23 protein-coding genes, 1 tRNA gene and 1 pseudogene are annotated in these 23312 nt (G+C 37.8%); 13 read left to right on the top strand and 12 right to left on the bottom strand.

Annotation, left to right across the window (positions count from 1 at the left end; all coding sequences use genetic code 11):
* Nucleotides 1–196 (bottom strand): annotated as a pseudogene (locus tag VB691_RS03735) (hypothetical protein); the annotation flags it as partial.
* Between the two features lie 56 nt (nt 197–252).
* Nucleotides 253–717, bottom strand: coding sequence for a hypothetical protein (locus VB691_RS03740; protein ID WP_323290117.1), 465 nt, complete (start codon nt 715–717; stop codon nt 253–255).
* Between the two features lie 164 nt (nt 718–881).
* Here VB691_RS03740 and VB691_RS03745 point away from each other — a divergent pair, with 164 nt between their 5' ends.
* The gene (locus tag VB691_RS03745) at nt 882–1724 is read left to right on the top strand and encodes a tetratricopeptide repeat protein (RefSeq protein ID WP_323290118.1); all 843 of its coding nucleotides are present in this window, start codon (nt 882–884) and stop codon (nt 1722–1724) included.
* 150 nt (nt 1725–1874) lie between these two features.
* Nucleotides 1875–4175: a 1,4-alpha-glucan branching enzyme gene (gene glgB / locus VB691_RS03750; protein WP_323290119.1), complete on the top strand. Its 2301-nt coding sequence runs from the start codon at nt 1875–1877 to the stop codon at nt 4173–4175.
* A 265-nt stretch (nt 4176–4440) separates the two neighbouring features.
* On the opposite strand, the gene VB691_RS03755 is transcribed toward glgB, so the two are convergent.
* Nucleotides 4441–5772: a hypothetical protein gene (locus VB691_RS03755; RefSeq protein ID WP_323290120.1), complete on the bottom strand. Its 1332-nt coding sequence runs from the start codon at nt 5770–5772 to the stop codon at nt 4441–4443.
* 98 nt (nt 5773–5870) lie between these two features.
* On the opposite strand from VB691_RS03755, the gene VB691_RS03760 reads away from it, so the two are divergent.
* Entirely contained in the window at nt 5871–6416 is a 546-nt protein-coding gene (locus VB691_RS03760; protein ID WP_416244645.1) for an alpha/beta hydrolase, read from the top strand.
* Here the strand turns inward: VB691_RS03760 and VB691_RS03765 are convergent.
* Both VB691_RS03765 and psb28 read right to left on the bottom strand, forming a co-directional pair.
* Entirely contained in the window at nt 6413–6916 is a 504-nt protein-coding gene (locus tag VB691_RS03765; protein ID WP_323290179.1) for a MogA/MoaB family molybdenum cofactor biosynthesis protein, read from the bottom strand. The genes VB691_RS03760 and VB691_RS03765 overlap by 4 nt on opposite strands.
* Before the next feature lie 79 nt (nt 6917–6995).
* Nucleotides 6996–7331 carry a photosystem II reaction center protein Psb28 gene (gene psb28, locus VB691_RS03770; protein ID WP_323290121.1) on the bottom strand — a complete coding sequence of 112 codons (336 nt, stop codon included), beginning with the start codon at nt 7329–7331 and terminating at the stop codon, nt 6996–6998.
* Nucleotides 7332–7467: 136 nt separating this feature from the next.
* On the opposite strand from psb28, the gene VB691_RS03775 reads away from it, so the two are divergent.
* From VB691_RS03775 to VB691_RS03785, 3 genes are read left to right on the top strand one after another with little or no spacing between them, the layout of a single operon-like run.
* Nucleotides 7468–8970 carry an ATP-dependent DNA helicase gene (locus VB691_RS03775; RefSeq protein WP_323290122.1) on the top strand — a complete coding sequence of 501 codons (1503 nt, stop codon included), beginning with the start codon at nt 7468–7470 and terminating at the stop codon, nt 8968–8970.
* A gap of 20 nt (nt 8971–8990) precedes the next feature.
* Complete coding sequence (locus tag VB691_RS03780) at nt 8991–9920, top strand: o-succinylbenzoate synthase (RefSeq protein ID WP_323290123.1); 930 nt, start codon at nt 8991–8993, stop codon at nt 9918–9920.
* Nucleotides 9921–9926: 6 nt separating this feature from the next.
* Nucleotides 9927–11282 carry a 2-succinylbenzoate--CoA ligase gene (locus VB691_RS03785; RefSeq protein WP_323290124.1) on the top strand — a complete coding sequence of 452 codons (1356 nt, stop codon included), beginning with the start codon at nt 9927–9929 and terminating at the stop codon, nt 11280–11282.
* A gap of 85 nt (nt 11283–11367) precedes the next feature.
* Here VB691_RS03785 and VB691_RS03790 read toward each other — a convergent pair whose 3' ends face one another.
* Entirely contained in the window at nt 11368–11670 is a 303-nt protein-coding gene (locus VB691_RS03790; protein WP_323290125.1) for a ferredoxin, read from the bottom strand.
* Nucleotides 11671–12074: 404 nt separating this feature from the next.
* On the opposite strand from VB691_RS03790, the gene VB691_RS03795 reads away from it, so the two are divergent.
* The gene (locus tag VB691_RS03795; protein WP_323290126.1) at nt 12075–13076 is read left to right on the top strand and encodes a Gfo/Idh/MocA family oxidoreductase; all 1002 of its coding nucleotides are present in this window, start codon (nt 12075–12077) and stop codon (nt 13074–13076) included.
* Nucleotides 13077–13108: 32 nt separating this feature from the next.
* Here VB691_RS03795 and VB691_RS03800 read toward each other — a convergent pair.
* Both VB691_RS03800 and VB691_RS03805 read right to left on the bottom strand, forming a co-directional pair.
* Nucleotides 13109–13182, bottom strand: a tRNA-Pro gene (locus VB691_RS03800).
* A 50-nt stretch (nt 13183–13232) separates the two neighbouring features.
* Complete coding sequence (locus VB691_RS03805; RefSeq protein WP_323290127.1) at nt 13233–13757, bottom strand: GNAT family N-acetyltransferase; 525 nt, start codon at nt 13755–13757, stop codon at nt 13233–13235.
* A gap of 184 nt (nt 13758–13941) precedes the next feature.
* Between VB691_RS03805 and VB691_RS03810 the strand changes: the two genes are divergently transcribed.
* From VB691_RS03810 to VB691_RS03825, 4 genes are all read left to right on the top strand, one after another.
* Nucleotides 13942–14406 (top strand): DNA phosphorothioation-associated protein 4, encoded by a 465-nt coding sequence (locus VB691_RS03810; RefSeq protein ID WP_323290128.1) that lies wholly within the window; start codon nt 13942–13944, stop codon nt 14404–14406.
* Nucleotides 14407–14437: 31 nt separating this feature from the next.
* Nucleotides 14438–14992, top strand: a complete 555-nt coding sequence (locus VB691_RS03815; RefSeq protein ID WP_323290129.1) for a 5-formyltetrahydrofolate cyclo-ligase — start codon at nt 14438–14440, stop codon at nt 14990–14992.
* A 130-nt stretch (nt 14993–15122) separates the two neighbouring features.
* Nucleotides 15123–15443, top strand: a complete 321-nt coding sequence (locus tag VB691_RS03820; RefSeq protein ID WP_323290130.1) for a hypothetical protein — start codon at nt 15123–15125, stop codon at nt 15441–15443.
* Nucleotides 15444–15866: 423 nt separating this feature from the next.
* Nucleotides 15867–16298, top strand: a complete 432-nt coding sequence (locus VB691_RS03825; RefSeq protein WP_323290180.1) for a hypothetical protein — start codon at nt 15867–15869, stop codon at nt 16296–16298.
* On the opposite strand, the gene holA is transcribed toward VB691_RS03825, so the two are convergent.
* Nucleotides 16295–17275: a DNA polymerase III subunit delta gene (gene holA, locus VB691_RS03830; RefSeq protein ID WP_323290131.1), complete on the bottom strand. Its 981-nt coding sequence runs from the start codon at nt 17273–17275 to the stop codon at nt 16295–16297. The genes VB691_RS03825 and holA overlap by 4 nt on opposite strands.
* A gap of 100 nt (nt 17276–17375) precedes the next feature.
* On the opposite strand from holA, the gene VB691_RS03835 reads away from it, so the two are divergent.
* Nucleotides 17376–18149: a DUF1868 domain-containing protein gene (locus VB691_RS03835; protein WP_323290132.1), complete on the top strand. Its 774-nt coding sequence runs from the start codon at nt 17376–17378 to the stop codon at nt 18147–18149.
* Nucleotides 18150–18244: 95 nt separating this feature from the next.
* On the opposite strand, the gene VB691_RS03840 is transcribed toward VB691_RS03835, so the two are convergent.
* Entirely contained in the window at nt 18245–19264 is a 1020-nt protein-coding gene (locus VB691_RS03840) for a diguanylate cyclase domain-containing protein (protein ID WP_323290133.1), read from the bottom strand.
* Nucleotides 19265–19509: 245 nt separating this feature from the next.
* Between VB691_RS03840 and VB691_RS03845 the strand changes: the two genes are divergently transcribed.
* The gene (locus VB691_RS03845) at nt 19510–21333 is read left to right on the top strand and encodes a serine/threonine-protein kinase (protein WP_323290134.1); all 1824 of its coding nucleotides are present in this window, start codon (nt 19510–19512) and stop codon (nt 21331–21333) included.
* Between the two features lie 26 nt (nt 21334–21359).
* Here VB691_RS03845 and VB691_RS03850 read toward each other — a convergent pair whose 3' ends face one another.
* Nucleotides 21360–21677 (bottom strand): hypothetical protein, encoded by a 318-nt coding sequence (locus VB691_RS03850; protein WP_323290135.1) that lies wholly within the window; start codon nt 21675–21677, stop codon nt 21360–21362.
* Nucleotides 21678–21731: 54 nt separating this feature from the next.
* Nucleotides 21732–23096, bottom strand: a complete 1365-nt coding sequence (locus VB691_RS03855; RefSeq protein ID WP_323290136.1) for a transposase — start codon at nt 23094–23096, stop codon at nt 21732–21734.
* Nucleotides 23097–23312: the final 216 nt, after the last annotated feature.

The following is a 23312-nucleotide window of genomic DNA, read 5'->3' on the forward strand; positions in this document are numbered from 1 at the left end:
CTTTAGGGTCAGTCTGAAACTCAATATGTAGTATTAAGTCTTCTGACTGAAGAAAGATTAAGCTATCGGCTCTGATCGGTGCAACTTGTAATTCAGTAGGTTCGAGGACAGTTAATTCTATGGGTTGTCCTAATAACCATTGTGCCAAGTCTTTGGCAAAAGTTTCAGCGATAAATTTACAAATATTGTCATACATTCCTGCTATCTTAGACGAAAAGAAGTAGGGTGGGCATTGCCCACCGGATGAACCGATTAAAGAACCTTATGAGTATGGGAATGCTGCTTAACATTATCTTCTGTCTTAACAACATTAACCGCATTGAGTATCCGCTTTTTCTCTAAAGAAAAATTAAAGTCATTCTTGATAGTTCCCAAAGGCATTAGAGACTTGGCTTCGAGACGATTTTGATAGGTTCTCACCGCCGCAATAGTTCGCTCAGTAAAATCATCACAAAATTGGGCATCTTCAGGAAATTCAGCAGGTTTCATTAAACTTTCATGACCTAAAATTTCCCCAAGAGATTTAGCACAAGCTAATTCATAAGAGGTAGTAATTCCTTTAAAAATTGCTTCTAAAGCAGCAGAAGGAATAGGTTCAATCACCCGAACTTGATGAAACTCTCCATCCTCTTTCAAAAAGCAGGTGGCTAACCCAAAGACACAATAATCATCAGCGGAAACATCGGGGGTATTAGGCAGTAAAGTAGCAGTAGACATAAGCTGAGGTCAACTCTCTGAATTAATCATGATTTGAAGCGTTTAACCCGATCTTATCAGCTATCTGTAACCCTATATCCATCAATGAATTAAAAATTGATATTTATCTATGATAATGATAATGATGCAGGAATTTAAGAAAAATTTAAGGAAAATTTTACGGAATGGCTAAAGACGCATCTGTAGTCCCATTCGGAAAGCTAATTATCCAAAAAAGTTTTCAAGACAGTTATATGAGTGACACATTTTGCACCATTAACAATCAAACTATTGAGTACAGTATTTTTAAGAAACTGAGAAAGGCCGCCATGAACCAAAACGCTCTTGAGTATTTCCAGTCAAAAAGATCCCCCAAACCTGCAACCTCGTTACAGCAGAAGGACTGGTCTGCCATGAGGTTAATGTGTCAAAACCCCCCTGCTTCCCTTTCTAGTCTACAGTTAAGAATCAAAATTAAAGAAAAAGCTCATCAAAAAGATTATCAAGGAGCCATTAGTTTGCTCAACCAACTAATTAACCGTCAGCCCGACAGTGCCATTGATTACAATAATCGCGGGTTGATGTATCTCAAAATAGGTCAATATGAGGCGGCCCTGAAAGATTTTAATGAAGCGATCGCCTTTAATCCTCGTTTAGATAGGGCCTATAATAATCGTGCTAACTGTTATGCCATTCAAGGTGATCTGATCAAGGCGATCGCAGATTACGAAGCGGCCTTAGATATCAACCCCTATAATCAAAGAGTTTGGATTAACCAAGGCATTACCTTAAGGGAACTCGATGAATATGAATTAGCCATTGAAACCTTAGAAATTGCTTTAATTATGGGAGATCAATATCAAGGGCGAATCTATGCCGAGCGAGGCTATACTTATTATGTTAGAGGAGACTGGAATTGTGCGATCGCTGATTATTACCGCGCCTTGTCTCACTTACCCGAAAGCGATCGCTATTACCAAAAAGTAGAAAAATGGTTAGAAAAACTCCTACAACCCCTAAAATCTTAAACCAATCTAGATCCTAGCCTCATTCCCCCTAACATTACATTGTGTTAGGTTTCTCAGCAGCAAATCATTCAAAATGTGTAAAGTAGGTAGTAAGATGCACTAGGGCAGATACAAGCCTTCCTCCTTCAGTTTGTTGAGATTGCTAGCCGAATGACCACAACCATATCCCCAGATCAAGTTAATCAGATTGTTTCCAACCTCCATCATGACCCCTTTGAAATTCTAGGTTGTCATCCCTTGGAAGAGAATGGCAACCCCACGAAATGGGTTGTCCGCGCCTATTTACCCAAAGCACAAGCGGCCTGGGTATTATGTCCCACGGAACGCCAAGAATATCAAATGCAGTCGGTTCATCATCCGAACTTTTTTGAATGTATTATTGAAACCCCAGAACTTAATAATTATCAATTACGGGTTAAAGAAGGGGAACAAGAAAAAGTTATTTATGATCCCTACGCTTTTCGTTCTCCCTATATTACTGACTTTGATATACACATATTTTCCGAAGGCAACCACCACCGTATTTATGAAAAATTAGGGGCCCATCTGGCGGAAGTAGATGGAGTAAAAGGGGTCTATTTTGCACTGTGGGCCCCCAATGCGCGGAATGTCTCTATTATTGGAGATTTTAATTATTGGGATGGCCGAGAACACCAAATGCGGAAGCGCAGTAATATCCTTTGGGAACTGTTTATTCCTGAACTTGGCCCAGGAACTTCCTATAAATATGAAGTGAAAAACTGGGAAGGTCATATCTATGAAAAATCTGATCCCTACGGATTCTATCAAGAAGTTCGCCCCAAAACTGCCTCTATCGTAGCTGATTTAGACACCTATAAATGGAATGATGGGGAGTGGATGAAAAAGCGACGGAATACTGATCCCCTCTCTCAACCGATTTCTGTTTATGAAGTTCATATAGGATCATGGTTACACGCTTCCTCAGCGGAAAAAACCCCCTTACTTAATGGGGAATGTGAACCCGTTCAAGTGTCTGAATGGAATACCGGGGCCCGTTTCCTCAGTTACTATGAATTAGCGGATAAGTTAATCTCATACGTCAAAGAATTAGGGTACACCCATATTGAATTATTACCCATCGCTGAACATCCTTTTGATGGATCTTGGGGATACCAGGTGACAGGATATTACGCCCCTACGTCCCGTTATGGCCGTCCTGAAGATTTTATGTATTTTGTGGATAAATGCCACGAAAACGGTATTGGAGTGATTGTAGACTGGGTTCCTGGTCACTTTCCTAAAGATGGTCATGGGTTAGCCTTTTTTGATGGTACTCACTTATATGAACACGCTGACCCCCGTCAGGGAGAACATAAGGAATGGGGAACACTTGTATTTAATTATGGTCGCAATGAAGTCCGTAATTTCTTAGTGGCTAATGTGTTATTTTGGTTTGACAAATATCACATTGATGGAATTCGGGTTGATGCAGTTGCTTCCATGATCTACCTCGATTATTGTCGTGAAGATGGGGAATGGATAGCCAACCAATATGGAGGACGGGAAAACCTCGAAGCGGCTGATTTCTTGCGTCAAGTTAATAGTGTACTGTTTAGTTATTTTCCAGGGGCCTTGTCTATCGCTGAAGAGTCTACGGACTGGCCTATGGTTTCTTGGCCTACCTATACGGGAGGTTTAGGCTTTAATCTGAAATGGAATATGGGATGGATGCACGATATCCTAGATTATTTCAGTATGGACCCTTGGTTCCGTCAATACCATCAAAATAACGTAACTTTCAGTATGTGGTATAACTACAACGAGAATTTTATGTTAGCCCTTTCCCATGATGAGGTGGTACACGGCAAGAGTAATATCATTGGTAAAATGCCAGGGGATGAATGGCAAAAGTACGCCAATGTCCGCAGTTTATTTACCTATATGTTTACTCATCCTGGCAAAAAGACTATGTTTATGAGCATGGAATTTGGCCAGTGGAGTGAATGGAATGTTTGGGGAGATTTAGAATGGCATTTATTGCAGTATGAACCCCATCACCAACTAAAACAGTTTTTTACTGATGTTAATGCCCTTTATAAACAGGAACCTGCTTTATATAACCGCGATTTTGAACAGGAAGGGTTTAGCTGGATCGATTGTAACGATAATCGTCATAGTGTGGTATCTTTTATCCGTCGGAGTAAAGAGCCTGAAGACTTTTTGATCGTGGTCTGTAATTTCACCCCTCAACCCCATAGTCATTACCGTATTGGGGTTCCTGAAGCGGGATATTACACCGAATTATTCAATAGTGATGCTAAACAATATGGCGGTAGTAATATGGGGAATTTAGGGGGTAAATGGACGGATGAATGGTCATTCCATAATCTTCCTTATTCCTTGGATTTATGTTTGCCTCCCTTAGCGGTTTTAGTCCTCAAGTTTGACCGGAAAAAACTCCAAGAAGTAACAAAACCCTCAGAAGCCTAAAATAAATCTATGTAGGGGCAATTCATGAATTGCCTCTACATAAAACTCCGTAAGCTAATACGCATTTAAAATGCGTATTAGCAAGGCAAAAGGCAAAAAGCAAAAAGCAAAAGGAAAGAGGGTTTTAGCTGTTTCCTTCAATTTAACAAATAAGCAGTTTAAATGCACAACAGCTTATTGGCAATTAGTTTACTAAGAACGAAAAATGTTATCTAATTCCTCTTTTGTCATAGCAAAGCTAAAGAGAAATTCACTCTAAAGTTTACTACTGTTCAGAATCTAAACGTCTTTGCCATTCTTGATCAATTCTATCAGATTGTTCAATTTCTTGTTCAATTACATCTTTTTCTGTGGTATAAGTAATGTCAGATTCAGTAATCAGTTTTTGAGTAGCAAATTGACGAGCATAAGCTAATTTTTGTTTGAGAGTTTTGTCCTTTTCTTCTAATAATTTATTTCTTTCTTGTCGTTGTTTATTTCTGTCTTCAATTTTACTGTTTTTTCCTTGTACCCAAAAATAACGAATTAACGGAACTCCTAAAAAGGCGATCGCATAACCTAATAATACCCAATAAATAGAATTAATAAAAGCAATAAAACCACCAAATTGAGCAACTAACTCAGGACTTTTGAGAAATGAACCTAACACTAAAGCTAAAATAAAATTCAATGCACCTAAGCCAATGCCAAGCATAATTTGGCTACTACTTGCTTCACTAAATCGATATAATTTTTCCCGTAAATAACTAGCCAAAGATTTTTGAGTTTGTTCTTGAACTGTGACTTGTAATTCAGGAAAATAGTAAATAATTTCCCCTTCTGGTGACACTTCTGGAGTACCATTAAAGCGAGTTAAAACAGGTAAAATATAATCTTCTGTCTCTCTATTAGATTGATTAATATTATCGAGATAGGGGGCAACTTGTTCAGCAACAATAGAACCTTTATTATTACGAATTACTGTGCCTATCGCTTGCCAGCGACGTTCTTCTAAATTATAATTAGGATCGCCATCTCCAAATAAAAAGGAAAAAATAGCTTCTAAAAAGTTCAGATCACTTGAAGGTTTAGAAGTTTGAGATCTTGAACTGGATGAATAACCGTAACGTTGATAACGATAATCAGGAGAAAAGATTAAAAACAAATTTGAAAAATTAGGTAAGAAAAAGATTCCCCCACCGCCAAAACCACCACCGCGACTACCACTAGAATCTCGATCATTGCCTTCTTTACTGGAATTAATACCAATAATAATAACAGCAATAGCAATCACCATTAAAATGATTGAAGCGATTAAAATAATACCAAAGGAAATCCGAATTAAATAAAATAAAACTTTCCAAATTTTGTCCCAGGTTTCTTTAAGACGTAGTTTCCAATATTTATTACGAAGAATTGTCCGAAAATCTTGAGGGAAAAGATAAACTATTTCTCCCGACTCTGCGACTTGTAAATGGCCAGCCGCATCAGACGCTAAAGCTAATAATCCCTGTTGTGCTAAATTAACATTAAGCCCCGCTTGTGCTGCCACATCTCCAACGGTGACACGGTAGCCAAGTTGTTCAACGGATTTCATAATTTCAGGCTGAAGAGTCATAAGATGCCGTCCTCATTATGGGTCTTACTTGTATTATAGATGATTTCGTTTTCTTTAATCTAGAATAGAGAGAAAGCCTAGAGGTATTGTTAATTACCATGAAACACAATCAAACCCTTTTTAAGTCTGCTCAAATTGGGTTAAGCTTAATTGCTACTATGTTTGGAGTATTTTCCGCCATCATTCCGGCCCAAGCTGCGGAAAAAGTGGTCTTAAAATATAGTATTCTCCGGGAGTCGGTATCCGTTGCGGAATTAAGTACCTTAGCGAATAAAGGAGAAACCTCAAGTTCTCTAAAATCCTATCTAAAATTAGCTAATAAACAACCAGAAGATTTACGTCGTTTGTTAAATAATAATGTAGATGTTGATCCGGTTTTTTTGTCGAAAGTTTTAAATAGTTTTGCAGGAAATTTAGTGCTTGATCCTGTGGGAGAAGTGATTCAAACCCCTTCAAAACGCGCCAGTCGGGAATCATTAAGAGGTGCATTAGTCACCTCTGCTTTATCAGATAAAAATATTCGCGTGATTGAAATCTTTGAAAATTATCCTACCTCAGAAATTCATGTAGATGGCGATCGCTTGGCCGAAATATATCAAGATATTCAAGGGTTCATCAGTAAAGTCCCTCGTCTTCCTTTCTAACGCCCTTGTAACTGTTGGGTAAGATGAATTAATTCAGGTAAAATTAGCTGATCTAAAGCTAATTTTACGGCATTAGAAGACCCAGGCAGAGAAAAAATTAAGGTGTTTTGATAAACTCCGGCGATCGCCCGTGAAGCCATGGCCCGGGAACCTATTTCTTGATAACTTAAATAACGAAATAATTCCCCAAACCCTGGTAAAGTCTTCTCTAATAACCCTGCTAAAGCATCATAAGTAGTATCTCTGGGGGCAATTCCCGTCCCTCCATTGATAATTATGACATCTAGTTCAGAATGTTGGGTTAATTGCTTAATCTGGGCTTTAATGGCTTCCGGTTCATCTTTAAGAAGACAATAGTGAGTAATTTGATGGCCAGCATCCGTCAAGCGTTGTTGAATAAGTTGGCCACTGCGATCGCTTTCAGGAGTGCGGGTATCACTAACTGTAATGATGCCACAACGGATGATAATCGTTTCTTGGTCAGGATGAGGGGTTGACATAATTTCGGCGGTTAAAGGGGTGGTTATAGGGGCAAACGGTTCACATCTACCGAACTTTGCCCCATATCCCATGAGAGATTTAAGCTTGAGAAAATCCGAGGTCATTTTCTTTAGCATAACGTTCCATAAACCGCATAAAACGTTCCCATTCCTCTGAGGAGTTCATAATTAAAATAGCTTCGACAGAAGTGGGTTTTCCATTAATGAATTTTCCCTTAACTTCGCGGGTGACAATTTCTCCTTCTTCGTCTACCAGATACATTCCGGTAATGTCCTCGGTACTTTCTGAAAGGAGAATATTGGGGGATTCAAAGTGAAAGATTGCGGTTCCACTATTACCACTTTTGCCGCGAGTTAAGCGGACTTGAGGAGCGACAGTTTCTGACACACCACGAGAAAACTGAATTTCAGCCATGCTTGTTTGTTATCCTTAAATTAAATTTACATGATCCTCAATTTATCATTTTCTGGTTTGAGGGAACAGGAAATCACGGGAAGGAGGACTTTACTCTGCGAGGGCCATTACTTTTCTAGGTTAGGGATCATCCTTTATGACAATACTTGAAGCGGAAGTTCATACCTCATTACGGGACTTTTTACGACAACAGGGACAACCGTTGTGGGATCATCATTTAACCATGGCCCGTTTGGTGTCCCGCGCCTTACGTCTCGATCGCTCTGCTATCATTCAAACGGGAAGCACTTTTGAGCGTTATGGGTTAAGTTATTTAATGCCATCCTTACTCAGCGATCGCCCGATTTTATTGGTGGCCCCTTTAACTGTTCAAACCCATTTAAAACAACAAGAAATTCCCCATCTTCAGCAATGGTTAAACACCGATAAAGTGATTTTGACTAAGACAGATATTAATGAGGTCTGTTTTGATAATTTTACGGGATTATTGATGGTTTCGCCTCAAGTTTGGTTACGCGATCGCCTGGAGAATAAAGGGCTTTTACCTCTGAATATTCCCACTTTAATTGAACAGGCTGATTATTTAGAGGAGTGGACAAGAGACGCTTTAACTTTGACAATTTCTCCTGATGATTGGCAACAATTACAAATCAATTATCCTGCTTATGGTAATCTGATTCAAGAGGTTCGTCTGTATCTTCAAAAGTCAATTTTAAGTCATCCTCTTAGTCCCTATGAACATTGTTTGCTTGAGCCTGAAGAAAAGGCTAGTTTACAACATCTTTGCGACGTAATACCTGAAGATTGGTTGCGTAAGTTTGGAGAGCAAATTCAAGGAGAAAACCAACTTTTGTGGGCATCTATTGAGCGTCAAAATCAAACTTTTTCACTTCATGTCAGTCCCTTAGAAGTTGCTTCTATTTTAGCCCCTATTTGGCAAAGTTCTCCTGTTGTTTTGATGGGGGGATTTTTAGATAGTGATAAAGCGGCTCCGATTTATCGTGATACCATTGGCTTAACGGATGATATTCTTTGTTTAAAGTTTGCCCCTCATCGACAAAATGAACTGATTAAATTATATATTCGTGACCGTTTACCGATGCCTAATACACCGGAATTTCAAGGGGTGTTAATTGAGGAAGTAAACCATCTTGTTATGCTCTGTTATCAACGCTCAAAGTCAATTATTATTATTGTGGATGATGTGCCGTTAAAAGCACAAGTTGCTACAAAATTAGCGGCTGAATTTGGGTCACGAGTACAGGTAGAAAACACTGGACTTGATGCTAATGGTATTTTAGTCAGTGGTTGGAAGTTTTGGCATGAAAATCAAGAAAAATTGCCGATTCCTCAATTATTAATTATTGCGACTTTACCGATTCCTTCCTTAGAAAATCCTTTAGTATCTGCCCTGGTTTCTAATTATAAAAAACGTCGTAAAGATTGGTTTCGTCTCTATCTTTTACCCACCGCTTTACAGGAATTACAACGAGCAGTAATGCCCCTCAGAGAGTCCCGGGGAATTGTCGCTTTATTAGATAATCGTGTCAATTATCGCAGTTATGGTAATCTGATTTTAACGGCTCTTGAACCCTATGCTAAAATTAATTATCTTGATATTAGTTGGTTTCAGGAATAAGTAATAATTTTATGATTTTTATGAGTTATAATTTTAATTTTTCAATCTATCAACGTTCTTTTATTAAACCCCTCAAAACCCATCATGGTATTTGGAAAATTCGAGAAGGAATCATCTTAAAATTGACCAATGATCTTGGTAAAATTACTTGGGGAGAAATTACGCCTTTGCCTTGGTTTGGTTCGGAAACATTAGCACAATCTCTATCATTTTGTCAACAACTTGGCACGAAAGTTTATTTAGAACAAATTAAGCTGATTCCTGATAATTTACCGGCCTGTCAATTTGCCTTTGAATCTGCCTTAGAAGGGTTTAATTCTCATATTTTGAAAGAAAACAAAAAATCAAAATTTAGTTATTTATTGCCAACAGGTAAAGAAGCATTATCTCAAGTAAAAATTGGTTATCAACAAGGATATAAAACCTTTAAATGGAAAATTGGGGTAAGTTTATATGAGGAAGAAATCAACCTATTACAACAGTTAATTAATGAATTACCCCAAGACACAAAATTAAGATTAGATGCCAATGGAGGATTAAATTTACAAGCAGCACAAACTTGGTTAAAAATAACCGATGAATTAAACAATATTGAATTTATTGAGCAACCCTTACCCCCCGCTCAATTGGATAATATGATACAATTAAATCAAGATCATAAAACAGCTTTAGCCCTAGATGAATCAGTCGCTAATTTAACTCAATTAGATAGCTGTTATCAACAAGGTTGGCGGGGAATTTTTGTGATTAAACCAGCAATTATGGGCTTTCCCAGTCGTCTGCGTCAACTCTGTCAAAATTATCCCATGGATTTAGTATTTTCTTCTGTATTTGAAACCTCAATTGGCCGTCATCATGGGTTAAAATTAGCCGCCGAATTAATGAAGGGCGATCGCGCAGTTGGGTTCGGAATTAATGACTGGTTTAAGGATAAAATAATCAAGGAATAAAAGCTTGTGTCCGAAATTTTAACCCTTCTACAAACTCGTTTAAATGAATCATGGCTTATGGGATATAATAGCCATAAATTTTATCAGTTAACTCAATTTTATATTGATAAATTTACACAAATAAAATCCAATTATTCTTGTCCTAAAATTATTTTAGCACAGCCAAAACCCGATCATTTTTTATCAGCTTTTTTGGCAGCCATCATCACCCATTGTCATCTCTTTTTATGTGATCCTCAATGGACAAAAAAAGAATGGGGACAGGTTGTTAATTTAACCCAACCAAACTTAATCTTAGGTATTGATAATTATCCCCAATTTCAACCCGATAATAATCAACAAAATTACTTATTACCTGAGACAGCTTTAATTATGATTCCCACCGGAGGAAGCTCAGGAAATATTAAGTTTGCCATTCATACTTGGGAAACCTTATCAGCTTCAGTTAAAGGGTTTACTCAATTTTTTACAGTTAATCAAGTTAACTCTTTTTCGGTACTTCCCTTATATCATGTCAGTGGTTTAATGCAGTTTATGCGCTCTTTTTTAACCCAAGGTAGTATAATCATTCATGGTTACTCAGAGCTAAAAAAAGGACTTAAACCATCCACAGATATCCGTGATTATTTTATTTCTTTAGTTCCCACACAATTACAAAGATTATTAGAAATTGATCCCCATTGGTTAAGAAACTTTAAAACTATTTTACTAGGAGGCGCACCCCCTTGGAATTCCTTATTAGAAACCGCTAGAAACTATCAGCTTAACTTATCTCCCACCTATGGAATGACAGAAACAGCATCACAAATTTTCACCCTAAAACCCCAGGATTTTTTACAAGGAAATCAAAGCACGGGACAAATATTACCCCATGTAAAAATTTACATAAATGAACCCACAAAAGTCATTAATATTCAAGCAAAATCTTTGTTTTTCGGTTATTATCCTAACTTCAAAAAACAATCAATATTCGTCACAGATGATTTAGGTTATTGTGATCACGAGCATTATTTATATATTATGGGAAGAAACAGCCAAAAAATTATTACAGGGGGAGAAAATGTCTTTCCCAAAGAAGTTGAAAATGCTATACTAGAGACAGGATTAGTTAAAGATGTCAGTGTGATTGGAATTCCTCATTCTCAGTGGGGAGAAGCGGTAACAGCGGTTTATGTCGCTCAAACCAATTCTCTCAATTTACAAGACATTCAAACAGCTATCCGTAACCAATTAAGTTACTTTAAGCAACCTAAATATTGGATTAAACTAGACAACTTACCGCGAAATCAACAAGGTAAGTTAAACTATCAAACATTACAAAATATTGCCCTGACTCACATCAAACCTTTAAATAACTTATAATAAAAACAGTAAAGCAGGGACTCCTAAACAACGCCCCTGCATTAATTCCCTGGAAATTTCAGCCGTTTAATTAGGATGGCTGAAATTAGTAAAGCTCTTCTTCTTGGTGAGTCGTAATGGTGCAGTCTCCAGCAGGACGAGCAACACAAGTTAAAATAAATCCAGCTTCCATTTGATCATCATCTAAGAAAGATTGATCAGATTGATCAGGTGCTGTACCGGAAACCAGTTTACCAGCACAAGTAGAACAAGCACCAGCGCGACAGGAGTAGGGTAAATCTAAACCTTGCTCCTCGGCTACGTCTAGGATGTACTCATCATCGGGTACTTCAATGGTGGTGTTTAAGCCTTCTGTCTCGTTAACTAAAGTAACTTTATAGGTTGCCATGAATTTGTGTCCTCTTCTTAGATGAAACAGTCGTTTTTCCTTACGATGAAGCTAAATAAGCAAATTAACTTCATCAGTAAGTCTCATCTCTGATACTACGGGAAAAATAGCCTGTGTAAAGAAGGGATTAGTAATGAGATTCTTAAACAAACTTAAAATAAGTTTTTCTTATGTTTGATGGACAATTAAGGATTCTCTAATTTTGTGAGGATGTATTGAGTCTAACCTATGATAGATAGTCCTTTAAGCAACTTCAAGATTTAATAATTTTGCCCCTTATGGCTTCATCTATTAGTATTAGTTATGTTTATACCTATAATTGATGATTTGTACTTAGAGCGGGATAGGTTCAACAATGGATAATGGATAATGGACAATGGATAATGACCTCTCCCTAACATAAAATGTCCTTGACTCCTCAAATTTCTCAGTCATGTCCCCTAAAGGTGGGTATCGTCGGAACCGGATACGCTGCTCAAAGACGTGCAGAAACATTTTTACAAGATGAGCGATCGCAGTTATGCTTAGTGACAGGTCATACCCCTGAGAAGTTAAGCAATTTTTGTCAATTATATAGTATTTCTGCTTGTGAGACTTGGGAAGAATTAGTCACCGATAAAAACATCGATTTAGTGGTTATTTGTACCATTAATAGAGATCACGGAAAAATTGCCAAAGCTGCTTTAAAAGCTGGCAAACATATTGTTATTGAATATCCTTTGTCATTAGATGTAGCAGAAGGATTAGAATTATTAAAACTCGCCAAAGAAAACGGAACATTATTACATATTGAGCATATCGAAATTTTAGGGGGAATGCACCAAGCTATTCGTCAATATTTACCAGAAATAGGAACAGTATTTTTTGGTCGCTATACCACAATTGATTCTAAAAATCCCGCCCCCCATCATTGGACTTTTGATCATCTTATGTTTGGCTTTCCCTTCAAAGCTGCCTTACCGAGAATTCATCGCTTTACAGACTTATTGGGGGAAGTTAACACAATTACTTGTCATGATCGCTATTGGGAAGCGGAAGAATCAGGCTATTATAAAGCCTGTTTATGTGATGCTCAATTGCAATTTAAAAATGGGGTAATTGTTGATCTAATTTATGGCAAAGGGGAGAATTTTGTAACAAGCGATCGCATTTTTGAATTATACGGTGATCAAGGTAAAATAATCTTCAGTGGAATGGAAGGTAACTTAATTACCAAAGATGGCACAAAACCCATTGAATTAGAGAGTCGTCGGGGATTATTTGCTAAAGATACAACCCTAGTTTTAGACCATTTATTTGAAGGGAAACCCCTTTATATTCAACCAGAATCAAGTCTTTATGCCTTAAAAATTGCCGAAGCCGCGTTACAGTCTGCTCGATTAGGAGAAACCGTGAAAATTAACTAAAATCAACTTCTGACTTCGAGTCAAGGGATCAATCGGGATGACAGGATTCGAACCTGCGACATCCTGCTCCCAAAGCAGGCGCGCTACCAAGCTGCGCTACATCCCGTAACGTGCTAGTCCATTATAACCCAAATTTTCAATATTCGCAGAGGATCATTAATCAGGATACCAAAACATTCCTTTAATGCCTTCAGGATCTAGCACAAACCCTAAACGACGATAAAAGTCAATCACATGGGGATCGGCAAATAGGGTGATGTTGCTAATATCTTCCCCTCTGAGTTGACGAATCATATACTTCATCATCGCTTTTCCTAGCCCTTTACTTTGAAACCTGGGATGAATGACCACATCCCAGATTGTCGCATTAAACGCATGATCAGAGGTCGCACGGGCAAACCCAATCAACTGTCGTTTTTTTCCCTTGACTTCCCAGGCGGAAACCACCATAAAACTGTAGGTAAGCGCAAGTTTAACTTTGCGTAGGGGACGACGGGCCCAACCAACAGCATCACAAAGTTCTTCTAACTCATAGAGATCAATTTCTCGTTCTCTACTAAAAAAAATGCGAGATTGGCCCGCACTTTGGCCCTTAACTTCTACCAGTTCATGATTGAACTCGGAAGTTTGGTCAGTCGTCGATAGGTCAGGATTATTAAACAATCGTTTCCAAAAAACCATCAGAGTGAAAGATACAACCCCTATCTGAGAAGCATCCCCCCATCATGAGCCTCTAGGCAATCTAAGATTGACCTGGGGATTACTGGGTTCGGCTTGCCTTACAATTATAGTCAGTACACAAGCTTAATATATTATTGGGCCTCTTGCTATATTTAGTTAATTTAATTTCTCTGAAAGGTTCACTATGGCAGTAAATCGGGTGAGAATTGGTAAAGATAAAGCAGAATTAGTGCAATCTTTAGTGGATTTTAATGGCGGGGTCGGCCCTTTCCAAACTTACGCTGATGTGATGATCTTTGCCGCAACCTTGGGCGCAAAATCTCAGCGACGGGTTCCCCTTCATGTTATCTCAAAAGAACCGGCCCCGATTAGTTTAGAAATTTTTGTTTCTAGAGGCTATGATGCGGTGATTAAACTTTTAGCGATCGCTGAAACCAACAACCCGAAAATTCTCTCAGTCTACGATACAGAAGCAGAAAATGAACGGGTACAAATTTTTGAAGAATATGCCAATGGTGGTTTGGAGATGTTACAACAAGAATTAAAAGGCGTTGTTGACTATTCAGAACATATTTTATTGCTCTTAAATATAGAAAGATTTCCGCAAAATTCCTCGGATGAGGAGTTTGATTTAAGTCGATTTTTATAATGATCATACTAACAGTAATAGATCAAAAATAATGAATAAAAAACAACTCAGAACAACTATAATTAAACAACGTAAAAATTTATCAGAATCAGTCTGGAAAGCAACCAGCGATCGCCTTTGTCAAACCCTGCAATCATCTCTCTTATTTCAACAAGCAAAAACCATTCTTGCTTACTTTCCGATTCGTCGTGAACCGGATCTAACTCCCCTCTTTACTGCTGAGCGTAATTGGGGATTTTCTCGTTGTCTTGATCAAGGTTTAATTTGGCATTCTTGGACGGACAAAGACCCCTTAATTAGCGGAAAATATGGCATATTAGAACCTGTTTCTACTGCTCCAATTTTAACGGCTACTGAAGTTGACTTAATCCTTATTCCAGCAGTTGCCTGTGATTATCAAGGTTATAGACTAGGATATGGTGGAGGATACTATGATCGTCTCTTAAGTTCCCCCCAATGGCAGAATATTCCTACTATGGGAATTATCTTTGAATTTGCCTTACTTTCTCAACTTCCTGTTGACTCTTGGGATCAAAAATTAACCGCAATTTGTACCGAAACGAAACTGTTAAGTATATATGCCTAAGATTTGATTGATTAAGATTCATTAACTTACTGATAAACTCAAACTAATTTTGCTAACATAGGGTTCAAGATGATGGAATTTAGACTTGCTTTGGACAAGAACTGACAACAATTAGATTATCGAACCGACTATGAAACATTTCTGCGATGACTGGATTCAAGAATGGTGTGAAGACAATGGATGGACAGATTTAGTCAGAGAACGCTATGACAATTATTGGGCTTTTCCCCCTGGTGCTGTAATGCCAGAACCCATTCCCGCAGAGGTATTGCGCCTAATTAAAGCCACAAAAGGGTTTTGTGAAGAAGAGAGAACCTGGTTATTGTGGGCCGTTACCCTATCAGTGGTATCAGTTGCGTTGACCTATTTTTTTAAGAGTCCCATGCCCATTGTTTTTGCCTTCGCCTTTGATGCCATCGCCGCAGCTAAATTAGAAGTTGAAGAAATCTAACTTATTTTCTGAAGAATCAAATAGGCTAAAATAGCATTATGTTGGTTCGAGCAGATTAGAATTTACCCCTGATTTAACCATCTGCTGAATCAAGATTTGTGCTAAAATTGAGAAGCCAACGCACCCACGTGTGCCTAGAGTAGCAAAATTGGTGGTTCTCGCCAGACAAAATGCTTGACCAAAGTAAAATACCTGAGAGCAGGGGCGACATAGTTTGTGAAGGAGAAATCGAAACATATATCCAAGTTTTTTGTTGTCTGCTGTCGGGCAGTCAGTGGACGTTAAACAGATGCTTGTGGAGGGGAATCTGGACGGGGTTTTGAGTCAGTGATGACTTGGGACTAGACAAACCCAATGAAACAAGAATCTCCCGTTACAGGCGTAGCCTTAACGGTGAGAGTGTCAATTAGTTTGAGGCAAACAATGATTCAATTTGGCGATTCTCCACCGGATGATTTAGCAAATCAATGGCGATATCAATTAGATCGCTTTGTGCAAGAAAATTCAGCCAGTTTAGCGGCCTTATCCTGGGGACTTTTAGCAGAATGGGGAGACAGTCAAGATGCCCTAGGCATTGATTTACAACCCCAACCCCATTTTGTTCGTTGCTCACGACAAGCTGTTGAAGAATTGAATCGAAAAGTTGATCGAAAAATTCAAGAAATCTTAGGGATTTTAGATGGTTATAACCCTCAAGAAGAAGTAGCCATTCTTGTTATTAGTCAAGGACAAATTAAGTTAATTCATTATAAATCTGATCCCTTTCCTCCCCAGTGTTTTGATGAAAAAAAACAGGATTTAGATAGTTTAATACAAGAACTTGAAACAACCATGACTCAGCAAATTAAATCTTAACGAAAAAGTTGACAAAGTTCAATCGCTTTGGTTTGCAAAGTAGCCACCGCTTCACCTCCCCGTTTTAAACTACTTTCTAATTCTAAAAGAATTGGGAGGGTTGCTAATAGCTGTTTACCGGATAAATTTTGTAATTCTTGACGTAAAAAATAGAGGCGATTAGGATTAGAAATATCCGCCGCACTAGCAATCACTTTATTATCCTTTTCTCCAGCTTCAATCTGTAATTTAATAATCGCCCAAGTCCGAAATTGTCCCACCAACGTAGCCACAATTCTTAAGGCCGGTTCATTGCGAGAAATTAACTCAGAAATAAGTTGTAATACTTGGGCTTGATTTCCGTTGCGAATACCTTGAGCTAACTGTAAACTATTCTGAGTATTACTATTAACTAAAAGTTCAATAATATCAAGATCTAAAGGGTTTTTTTCTCCTTCTCCATAAAGGCGTAATTTTTCTAAATCATTCCATAATTGTCGGCTATTATTACCCACTGACTCAGCGACTAATTCTATAGCTCTGGGGGTTAACTTGACCCCAATTTCTTGGGCCACTTGTTTGACTTGATTCACTAATTCTTCAGTTTTCCAAGGAGAAATAGGAGAATATTCTTTAATTTCAGCATATTTTTCCAATAATTTTGTTGATTTCAGCCGTCGATCCGGTTTTTTACTGGATGTAAATAACAAATGAGCCGTTTCAGGAAGGGCTGGTAAAATGCGCTGAAGTTGCGTTAGGATATCTTCAGGGCAATGTTGACAGAGGGTAGATTCTACCACCCAAACCAGTCGCCCTCCCAGACCAAATACAGGGGTCATGGCTTGATTTAATGCGTCAACGGTTGCTTGGGGCTGATCTCCAGGAATTGTGTGATAATTAAATTGAATCCAACTGGGATCGAGAACCCGATCTTGTAGTTTTTTGACCCCTTGGGCGATCGCAAAATCATCTTCACCCCAAAATAAATAAATGCCCATCTTTGCCTTTTTGTATTATCAATAAATCTTCATAAAAAAATGCGACAAAATCAGAGAAAATAAGAAGATGAGAGTCGTTACATGATTAGAGGAAATTAGCTTGGACGAGACCTATCAAATTTATGTAAATCGGGTAGCCTCCCTCACTTTACCCGCGACCTACCAAACCCAACTGAAGAATATCCAAAAATCACCGAAATTTCAAGAGGGACAACCCATTGCTTTTCCTGGTTATACTATCCTAACGCCTCCCTATCAAGATGATTCGGTCAACGAAGAATTTTATCATCAATTGACCCTGGTACAACAGGAATTATTGGCACAAATTGAGCCAAAAATACTGATTCCCGTTCCGCCAGAAAGTTTTCATCTCACTGTGGCTGATTTAATCTGGGATGATAGTTATCGATTAGCCGTTCAAACGGATGGGGAATTTGATCAAAAAATTCAACAACGGATTGCCGAAAGCTTTAATAATTATCAAAAATCTAACCCAGATCCTATAAAAATTGAATGGCAAATTGTGGGATTATTATTGTTTCCTAGGGCCTTAGGGGTGGGGTTAGTTCCTTGTGATGAATTATCCTACAATAAGATTTTTGAGCTAAGACGGGCCATTTATCAAAATGAAGATTTAATCGCTTTGGGAATTGAGCAGCAGTATCATTTTACGGCTCATATTACCTTGGGATATTTTGCGGAAATTCCCCTAGAATTAGAGCGTAATTCTTTAGAATCCATTCTTTTATCATTTAATGATCAATGGATGGAAAAAGACCCTCAGATTTTAACCATTGAACAGGTGGAATTGCGAAAATTTGAAGATATGAGCAATTATTTACCAAGTCCTAGTAATCCCTCAGTCAAAGTTTAACATGACTTACCAAAGCCTTTCGAGACTCAAGTAATAAGTAATAAGTAAGGCTCTCTCAGAGTAGTTATGATAAAAGTTGCCTACGCAACCTTTGTTTATGGTCTATCATCTTCTGAGGATTCTGTGACTAAGCGATCGCCACCTCTTTGTACGGCACGATGTAAGGCTTGAAAAGCCCTTTTCAGTAAAATATCTGGGGAGATAGCTTGGGAGGGAATTTCAGTAGCAACTCCTAAACTAATAGTCCTTTTTCGAGTTGAATTTTCATGAAAATTTTTGACACATTTATAAATGTCCTTAGCGACTTGTAAGACCCCATATTCATCGGTTTGGGGTAATAAAACAGCTAACTGTATTTTACTATAACGACAAACTAAATCCGCCGGACGTTTAGGAACACCTGCAATAATTCGAGCAATTTTTTGTAAATCAGCTTCTTGTTGACTATTCAGTTTATTGGGAGAAAAGTGATCAATTCTAATCACAATTAACGATAAACTGCTTTGGGAACTATCGCCCCAAAGAATACGTTCACGGGTGCAACGTCGCCATTCTTGGAGAAAATAAGTTTTAAAATAACGACGGTTAGCTAATTCGGTTAAATGATCAACAATGGAAACTTCTTCTAACTGATGATTAGCTTTTTTTAAAGCATCATTTAAACGATAACAAGTTTGAATCGCTTGCTGCAATTGATGGTTTTTTTCATTAAGTTGTTTGCGGAGACGAACTATCGTTAATTGATGCTCAATGCGAGTCATAATTTCTTCCCGTCGGAAAGGATAACTCAAATAGTCTGAACCACCGACATGAAACCCCTGAATGGGATCAAAAGAACTATCGGCCGAATCAGTCACAAAGAGAATCGGAATTTCTTTAATGAATGCTTGCGCTTTGAGATCACTACAGAGGGAATAACTATTAGGATTTTGCGTGTAATGAAGTAAAATTAAGTCAGGATTAATCGATTCTAGTAAATTAATTGTTTGTGTCTCATAATTTCCGCTACGGACTTGATAACCATACTCCGTTAACAGCGCAGACAAAATATTAAGCTGATCGCAGGGGTTGCCTATCAGAAAAATAATTTCTGATAGCATTAGTTGATTATACATAATGTCACCAAGATTCTCTGTCACTTTAGCGTTCCCTATCTTAAGGAGAAGTCTATCATCATGGAAAAGTTCTCAGAATTAAGGTAATAACAACTTAACATTAACTTTTAACGTTTAACGAATAGACCGACTCCGATCAATGCCTATGTCCAATCGTTACCCATTCTACGTCTTTTCTGGTTGCTTAGCTCATTTTTTAGACAATTGGTAACACCCCCGAATCTCACCTTATTTCTGACCTGAATATGAACCCTATTGTTCCTTATCGCTCGAATTATCGTATTTTAGGAAAAATTGGCCAAGGGCAATTTGGTCAGGTTTATTTTGCCCTGCGTCGTCATAGGGGAGACTTTGTGGCCCTAAAAAGTCTGGGGCCGGGGTTTCCGACTAATCGATTTTTGCGAGAATTTGCCTATTTAGTTAGTTTACGTCATCCCAATATTGTTGCTTGTCAGGCCATCGAATATCATGCAAAGGGACGATATTTAGTAATGGATTATTGTGAAGGAGGAACGTTACGAAATTTAATGGAATCCTCTGGTCAATTAAGTTTAGAAATGTCTCTTAAATTAATCATTGATATCTTAGCAGGATTAGAACAGGCTCATCAACACAAAATTATTCATTGTGATATTAAACCTGAGAATATTTTACTAAGTTTGACAGAGCAAGGATGGACAGCAAAAATAACTGATTTTGGTATTGCCAAATTAAGTCAAGAAAGTCTTAATCTTCCCCCAGGGAGTGGTTATACTGGTTCGCCAGCTTATATGGCTCCTGAGAGATTTTATGGTAAATATTCCTATGGATGTGATTTGTATTCTGTTGGCATTATTTTGTATGAATTAATCTTAGGGGAAAGACCATTTTCTGGCCTCCCAAGTGACTTAATGTTAGCTCATCTGAATCAGAGAATTGTTGTACCGGAACGGATAGCTGAACCATTAAAAGCCATTCTGATTAAAGCTTTAGAAAAGTTACCACAAAGGCGGTTTTCTTCTGCCAAAGAAATGTTAAATATGGTTGAATTAACTAAAGAAAAATTATGTCCTTCTCCTGTCTATTGCTTGAAAGCTTTACCCATTGATTTTCCTTCTATTACTCCTGAAATTAAATCCCTAAATCAATTCTCTTTTTCTCAAGTTGTCTCTCATTTAGGGGTAAATAATAACCAGATTTATGTAGGAATAAATAATAAATTAACTTGCTTAAGTTATCATGATTCAAGTTTAATAGGTAGTCCCAATCATCAACAAGAAACATCTCTTAATCAACCCATTAAAACCTTTGAAATTAACCCTCAAGGTTGTTTTATTTTAACCTATAGACAAAGGACAGAAACTTCTGAGTATTCTCTTTACCATTATCCTAATCAGGATGTTATCAAATCTAATTTAGTTTCTCAAATTTTGCCCCGATTTGAAGCCAATCAATTTTTGAGTTCTTTGGATATACAAGGAAAATGGTTAGCAGTTATTTCGACAACAAATAATCACAAAATGATCGGGCAATTTCAAGTATTTAATCTACCTAATTTATCTGTGCTTCATTCTCCAAGTATTTGCCCGATTCCGTCTCAATTAATTACCTTGGATCATCGTCATGGTTTAGCCCTATTTCCTCGTAATTCTCAAGACAAAAAACGTACTTTTTTATATTTATTTAATCGTAGAGGTCGTTTTCTTAAAGGCTTTTCTCTACCGTTATTATTATTTTCTCTAACTCCTAATCCTAGTAATCGTTATGAATTATTTGGTATTGAACAAATAGAGCCTTATTATGGAATTTTAATTAAATTAAAACCATTAAAAGTAACACGAATTGCCTTAGAATTTATGCCTAAATTTATTGTTGCTCAAAGTTGGGGTTATGGTTTAGCCAAGGCAGAAGGAATTTTATTATTATTAGATAGAGATGGACACAAATTAAGTCAAATTGAATTGGGTTTGCCTATTACAGCCATAACTGGATTTGAAGAATTTAGTGTATTAATTGCCAGTTGGTCGCAAGAAAAAGCCCAACTTTTTACCTTGGATTTAAGGTCTTATGTTGTCCTAGATTATGATTAAGAAAACTTCTGTGATGGTTGCTAATCTTAGACTGCATTATCCCTAATGATATCAACAGAAGACAGGGTTTCAATCCAAACCGTAGCTCCAAAACATTTAGGGGCATCAGGGCGATAAGTAATGCGACAGGGGCCATTAATCGCTATCTCATGACCATACATATTTTGTTGACGATGCTTAACCGCAATCACAGGATCAAGATCCGTTCGGTTTTTGTCTTGTTTAAGTAAATTGGCGTTATGTTTAATAAGATCGCGGTTGACATGAATAATGCTTTTAGCCGGAACTCTTTTGGTGTTCCATTTGGGTTTAGGGCCGCGATCGCGTCGCATAATTACAGGCATCCCATTGTATAGGGGAATAATCCAAATTTTTCCTGACTTTTGACACTCCCACCGCTAATTGCTCAGAGCAATGTAGCGGGGGATTCTTAAATTCGCATTCAAGAGTTTCTGCTTCACAGACTCTTGGCTAGGCATCGCTGCCCCCGCTAGACCGTCTCCACAGACATTTTCGGATACGCTATGCCCTAGCGCGTCTTGATGCAGCGCATATTCTTCTACACCACGATTTCTGATAACTTGTGCTGCTGCTACATCTCGATGGGTACGATAACCACATTCAGGACAATTATGTTCTCTTTCAGATAACAGTTTTTTCCCTGTATGAAAGCCACAATTAGGACAAATTTGTGATGTATAATTCTTGTCAACTTTTGCAACAAAAACATCACGTTTCCAAGCTACCCAGTTGAGAATGGTAACAAATTGTCCAAAAGAAGCATCTAAAGTATGTTTTCTTAGCATTCCCTTTGCCCAAGATATGAAATTAATATCCTCAATAAATATTGATTGAGCTTGGTCACAAAGGGAATGGGCTAACTTAAAATGCCAATCTTTCCTAGTATCAGAAATACGTTGGTGTAATCTAGCTATTTTCTGGTTTAATTTGTGACGATTATTAGACCCTTTTATTTTATTCCTTAACCTACGTTGCAGTAATTTCAACACCTCGACTACGCTCGGTGTTGAAGCTGAGCGGAGCCGAAGCTTCAACTTGCGGTGTAGTTGATTTAAAAATCGGGGTCTAGCTACAAGTTCACCATCTGAAGTCGCCAGAAATTTATCTAAGCCTAAGTCAATCCCTAATGGATGCCCATGAAAGGGTACATCAGGAATATTGACATCTAATTGAAGCGAGAGCATTACAAAATAACCAGATGCTCTCCTCACTATCCTAGCTTGTTTAACTTCAAATCCGTTGGGAATATCTCTTGACTTCCTAAACTTAACTAATCCTAATTGTGGTAACTTAATTTGATTGCCTTTAACACCTGTGTTGAGCGAAGCCGAAACACAATCTTTAAGCATTTGAGGATACACATAAGAACGTAGTCGATACTTGTTCTTAAAGCGTGGAAAGCCCATTTTCTTAGATTGCATATCAGCAAACGCTCTATCCAAAGTTCTTAAGACTTGCTGTAGAACTTGGGCATTAACTGATTTCAATCTGTCATTAGTTTTCTTGGCTTCTGTAAGGGCTTTCGATTGGTTATTACAATTAGGATAAGGAGTATCAACAGGAATAATATACTCTTGTTTTAGAGAGCAAGCATTCACGGGAGATTTACGAGAATTTAACCAATCTTTACGTTCTCTCAAAGCATAATTCCAGACCGAACGGCAAACATCCAAGGTATTTTCAATGACCTCAATTTGCCGCCTATCTGGAATTAGTTTGTACTCGTAAGTCAGGGTTAACATTTCTGTGTAAAATTTGAATACTTTTCTATCGTAACTAATTCTACGCAGAATGTCAACTCTCGTAAATCGTCTCCTTTCAGTCGGTTTATTTATTGGCAAAAATTCATCCCACCGCTAACCGCTTGGGCGGTGTAGCGGGAGTCCTCTTTTTGCATTTAAAGATAGTAATTATAAAACACATTTCACAAAAACAACTTCCGACTTCTGACTTCCGAC

This window comes from Crocosphaera sp. XPORK-15E, from assembly GCF_034931425.1.
GTDB lineage: Bacteria > Cyanobacteriota > Cyanobacteriia > Cyanobacteriales > Microcystaceae > UHCC-0190.